Consider the following 4,370-nt stretch of genomic DNA (forward strand, 5'->3'; position numbering starts at 1 on the left):
CGACTTACGTCAGCTATTATCTGATCGGGGCCTGCGCTAGTGCCTTTATCGCGCCATTTCAATTGGGCGCGCTAGCCGGACAAAAAGATGCTTCGGCGGCGGCATCGCTCATGCCTGCGGTACAGGCGGCGGGCATGATGGCGGGGCCAGCGGCGGTTGGCCTGACGGCCGATATATCGCACGGGCCGCTGTGGTCAGTGAGCATCGCCGTCGCGTTTCTGTTGCTTGCAGCCCCGGCATTCGCCGCTGCTGCATGGTCACGCAACCTTAACGGGGTACCTCCACCGCAATCCTGAATGCCAAGGACTTGACCATATCCTCAATGCCGGCAAGGTCAGCGTCGGTCGGCCTGCCTTCCCCCACCACCGATCCAATCCCGTCGATCATGCTGCTGAGCGCCGCTGCCAAGCGAAGGGCTTCCCGTTCGGAGAGCGCGCTATTGACCCGGCGGATCAGCAGCGCAAACAACGAGCGATAGAGCGTCATAAACTGCGTCAGTGCGGCGCTGACGTCGGCGTCGAGATCGGCAAGGGACCAGACATAATTCCAGAATGCGCGGCCGCGCAGCGCGAGCGACTCAACCATCAGAAAATCCAGATAATCGCGCATGGCTGCTGCTGGATCAGCCGACTGACCCGTCAGTTTGGTAATCAGGCGGTCATGATAATCATCGATCCAATATTCGATCATTGCGCGCACCAGTGCCGCGCGGGTCGGAAAATAATATTGTACCGAAGCCAGCTTCAGGCCCGAACGTTCCGCCACCTTGTGCGCCGAAAAATTTTCTGCGCCCACTTCTTCGACCAGCGCCACAGCGGCATCCAAGATTTCACACGCTGTAGCGGTATGCGCCGGGCGCGGTCCGCGAATGCCAGATATCGCCTCTTGCAGGCTAACGCCCCCGTCAATCGTAATATGAGAATTGGCATTTTGCATAAGCGACGCTCTGGAATTGACAGCCTGTCAGCTGACAGGTAAAGTGTACTTATCTGAGGTAGAACACAGGACGCCATCATGAAACAGATCCATCCCCTCTCCCCGCTGCTGCGTGAGGCCACCCCGTCGCTGCCGCCGTCGCGCTATATCGATGGGAACGTTTATGCCGATGAATTGCACAATATATGGAAAAAAGGCTGGAATTATGTCGGGCCGCTGTCGGATATAGCCCCTGGCACGATGCGCCGGGTGGATGTGGCAGGCACCAATATCCTGCTGGTTCGAGCCAAAGACGGCGATGTCCGCGCCTATCACAATGTCTGTCCGCATCGCGGATCCGAACTGTGCACCGCCGACGAACAACCTTTGCGCGGCGGACGGATATTATGTCCCTATCATGCGTGGAGCTTTAACGCCGACGGCACACTGGCAAGTACCGCTGCGGCCAGTCACGCGCCCGATTTCGACAAAGCGGATCATGGTCTGCGCAGCGTTGGTCTGATCGACTGGAATGGGCTGCTGTTTGTCCGCCCGGTGGAAAGCAGCGATGATTTTGGCGCAGACAATGCCTTTGGCCTGCATGACCTTGATAACTGGCCAATGCGCGAGCTGGTAACCGCAAGCCGCGAAACCCATCTGGTTGAATGCAACTGGAAAATTCTGTGGGAAAATTTCAACGAATGCCTGCATTGTCCGGGTGTTCATCCATCGCTATGCGACCTCGTTCCAATCCATAGAAAAGGGCTGCTCGTTTATTCTGATGCGCCCGATTGGACCCCCGACAGCATGGAACCCGAACATGGCTTGCGTGATGGCGCACGCAGCTGGACGTTAAGCGGAGCGGCCGCCACCGCCGAATTTCCTGGATTGACAGAGGACCAGCGCAACGCTGGCCAGGTCTATTGTGTGATCTGGCCAACATTGTTCATCGTCGCGCATGTCGATTATATCAGCATCGTGTCCTATCGCCCCAAGGGGCCGGAACAGACCGAAGTCACTGGCGAGGTGCTGGTGGCGCCAGCGGCTTTGGCCGACCCCAATTTCGATCTGCACCAGATTGTTGCGTTCAATCAACAGGTGCAAAATGAAGATGAAGAAGTGTGCGAATTGAACCAGCGCGGTCTGCGCACCAGTCCGTTTAAGGCTGGCGTCCTGATGCCAGAAGAATATAATGTGAAAACGTTTCACGATTGGATCGCGCGGCAAATGGCCGGGGCGGATGCCGAATGACCGTTGACGAGCTGATCGGGCAAATGGCCGAAAACCGCGCGTGGATTGCGGGAGCGCGGGTGGCTATTGATTTTGGCGATGATGGCGCAGTCTTGCTTGACGGTATCGCGCAAGGCGTCCGGTGCGCGGAACTGGGGGAGCCAGCAGACACACATATCGCCGTTAGCTGGACCGACTGGCTGGCGCTGACGCGCGGCTCGCTTGACCCACGCCGGGCTATCAACAACGGCAAGATTGTCATCACTGGCGATATGAACAACGTCGCCAAATTGATCGAGCTGGGGCACCGCATGTTTTGATGGGAGATATTTCATAGGAGCATCACGGGTCACCGATTGCTGCACTGTATCGGCAACCTTACTCTGGCCACGCCCGGCTATAACTCGACTTTGAGTAATTGTGCCTTTGCCGAGAAGCGCCCAGAAATCGCAGCAAACAGCAGTTTGATGCTGAACAGCTATTTCCAATTGCTGACCGATCAAGACGTGTGGGATGAGGCCGTCCTGCAAAAGCGAGCGCAAGGTTTATTGCCCTTGGCAATCCAGCTGTGGCCTCGTCCTGCGAGCATTCCGTAGGTTTCAAATCACTTTATTGCGCCACTCTGAATTCGCCAGCGGCGTAGCGGCGACAACTGCGACGAAGACGCGGGCAAAGGGGTGCTTGAGGCTCGGCGCGCCTATTTCCGTTGCCCGCTTGGCCCATGTCCCGATCAAGTGCGCCAGCGGCGCATCGGGATACGGGCGGAAAGGCTTGCATGGCAGGTCGCATTGAAGCTCGATGCGCCATAGGTCTGCAAAGCAATCTGCACCGATCTGCTTAACCAAGAATGCCAGCGGCATGTCGGCGACCGGCGATAGGAGCCCACGCGGCGCATCGCAGCGCGACGCTGTTAGGGCGCGGCCTGATAGGAAGGTGATTTACTGCCGTGGCGTTCGCGCCCGGTGAGTTGGCGTCGCGAGCCGTGCCTTTGCCCCTGCCGATGCGCGGGCCGTGCCGCCACTGTCTGCCGGATCGCTTATCATCGGCTCCCATCCACTCATGCCCTGCAAAACACGGTCGGCATGTTTGATGGTGTTCACATGCCCATAATACTGCTCGATCATCTTGACCGACGTGCCCATCTGCTCGGCAAGGATATAGACATCGACACCTTCGCTAAGCCGGAAGGTGGTATAGGTATGCCGGAAGCAATAGGTTGAACGCGGAGTGCCGTTCGGCCCGATTTTGAGTTCAGCCTCGGTCAGCAGTTTCTCAACGGCGTCTTCATACAGGAATTTGACGGGTTTGCCGGTAATGGTGGTGAATACCGGATCATCGGGTAGCGTGGCTTTTGAGATGGCGCGAATACGGTCGAGATAATCACCCACGCTCTTCGGCGCGACCAGCTTGCGCGACTTGCCCTTGCCCTGGACGAATAGGACGACGATTTCTTTGCCGTCACGATCCTTGGCAACCATGATGTCGCGCCAGCGCAAGTTCTTCGCCTCGGGTGGACGCATCCCGGTGTTGCACATTATCAGCATGAAATTGTAGCACATGGTGCGCGCCCATGCGCTCGGCGCTTTTGTGGCCTTGGCAATCCATGCGCGCCCAACCGCATGCAGCTTGCGATATTCTTCCAACGTGAATTCGTCGCGGCGCATGGTTTTGAGCTTTGGCTTACCCTCGAAGCGTTGGCTGGCGGGAACATAGCGTTTGCTAATTGCGAAGTTCATGGCGGCGTTGAACGCGCCCATCTCGAACTCAATGGTGGCATCGCTGATCTGGGCGCGGTGTCGGCCCGTCCCGTTCTCGCGCCGCCAAGTCGGATATTGTTTCCAGCGATCGGGCCCTATGAGGTGAACCTGTGTGCTGCCCACATAGCGATCAAGCGCGCCAAGAAGGACATTTTTGAGATTTTTGACCCGCGCGGCGGAAATCTCGCCTGTGTCAGCGCGACGCTGCTGCACGGCGATATATTCCTCCGCCACTTTCCGGAACGAGCGATTGAACACGGGATGGTCATGTTTGAGCAAAACGCGGATTTCAGCATCTTTATCGACGGCCAGCTCGCGGGCGGCTCGCAGATCGGTCGTACCTAGCCCGAAAAATTCATCGGGGGTTGGCGGATGTAGCGTAAAGCCATGATTTGACGTATGATTTGGTTGCTTAATCCGATCAACGTCATTTCTGGAGAGCTACACCCGCCATGGACGATCTTACGC

At 57.4% G+C, this 4,370-nt stretch carries 7 protein-coding genes; 4 read left to right on the plus strand and 3 right to left on the minus strand.

Annotated features, from left to right (window positions below; all coding sequences use genetic code 11):
* A partial coding sequence (locus G7020_RS23935) for a hypothetical protein (RefSeq protein ID WP_423835688.1) occupies positions 1 to 296 on the plus strand: 296 nt, incomplete at its 5' end.
* On the opposite strand, the gene G7020_RS23515 is transcribed toward G7020_RS23935, so the two are convergent.
* Positions 268 to 936 (minus strand): TetR/AcrR family transcriptional regulator, encoded by a 669-nt coding sequence (locus G7020_RS23515; RefSeq protein ID WP_083236627.1) that lies wholly within the window; start codon positions 934 to 936, stop codon positions 268 to 270. The two genes, G7020_RS23935 and G7020_RS23515, sit on opposite strands and share 29 nt — an antisense overlap.
* A gap of 78 nt (positions 937 to 1,014) precedes the next feature.
* Here G7020_RS23515 and G7020_RS23520 point away from each other — a divergent pair, with 78 nt between their 5' ends.
* From G7020_RS23520 to G7020_RS23530, 3 genes are read left to right on the plus strand one after another with little or no spacing between them, the layout of a single operon-like run.
* Positions 1,015 to 2,166: an aromatic ring-hydroxylating oxygenase subunit alpha gene (locus G7020_RS23520; RefSeq protein ID WP_181087201.1), complete on the plus strand. Its 1,152-nt coding sequence runs from the start codon at positions 1,015 to 1,017 to the stop codon at positions 2,164 to 2,166.
* Positions 2,163 to 2,465: an SCP2 sterol-binding domain-containing protein gene (locus G7020_RS23525; RefSeq protein ID WP_022676120.1), complete on the plus strand. Its 303-nt coding sequence runs from the start codon at positions 2,163 to 2,165 to the stop codon at positions 2,463 to 2,465. Before G7020_RS23520 ends, G7020_RS23525 begins: the two co-directional genes overlap by 4 nt.
* A gap of 21 nt (positions 2,466 to 2,486) precedes the next feature.
* Complete coding sequence (locus tag G7020_RS23530; RefSeq protein ID WP_301790432.1) at positions 2,487 to 2,741, plus strand: HNH endonuclease family protein; 255 nt, start codon at positions 2,487 to 2,489, stop codon at positions 2,739 to 2,741.
* A 3-nt stretch (positions 2,742 to 2,744) separates the two neighbouring features.
* On the opposite strand, the gene G7020_RS23535 is transcribed toward G7020_RS23530, so the two are convergent.
* Complete coding sequence (locus G7020_RS23535; RefSeq protein ID WP_022676121.1) at positions 2,745 to 3,005, minus strand: hypothetical protein; 261 nt, start codon at positions 3,003 to 3,005, stop codon at positions 2,745 to 2,747.
* A 78-nt stretch (positions 3,006 to 3,083) separates the two neighbouring features.
* Entirely contained in the window at positions 3,084 to 4,160 is a 1,077-nt protein-coding gene (locus tag G7020_RS24320) for a tyrosine-type recombinase/integrase (RefSeq protein ID WP_219852819.1), read from the minus strand.
* Between the last annotated feature and the right edge of the window lie 210 nt (positions 4,161 to 4,370).

This window comes from Stutzerimonas stutzeri (genome assembly GCF_013522825.1).
In the GTDB taxonomy this organism is placed as follows: Bacteria; Pseudomonadota; Gammaproteobacteria; order Pseudomonadales; family Pseudomonadaceae; genus Stutzerimonas; species Stutzerimonas stutzeri_AK.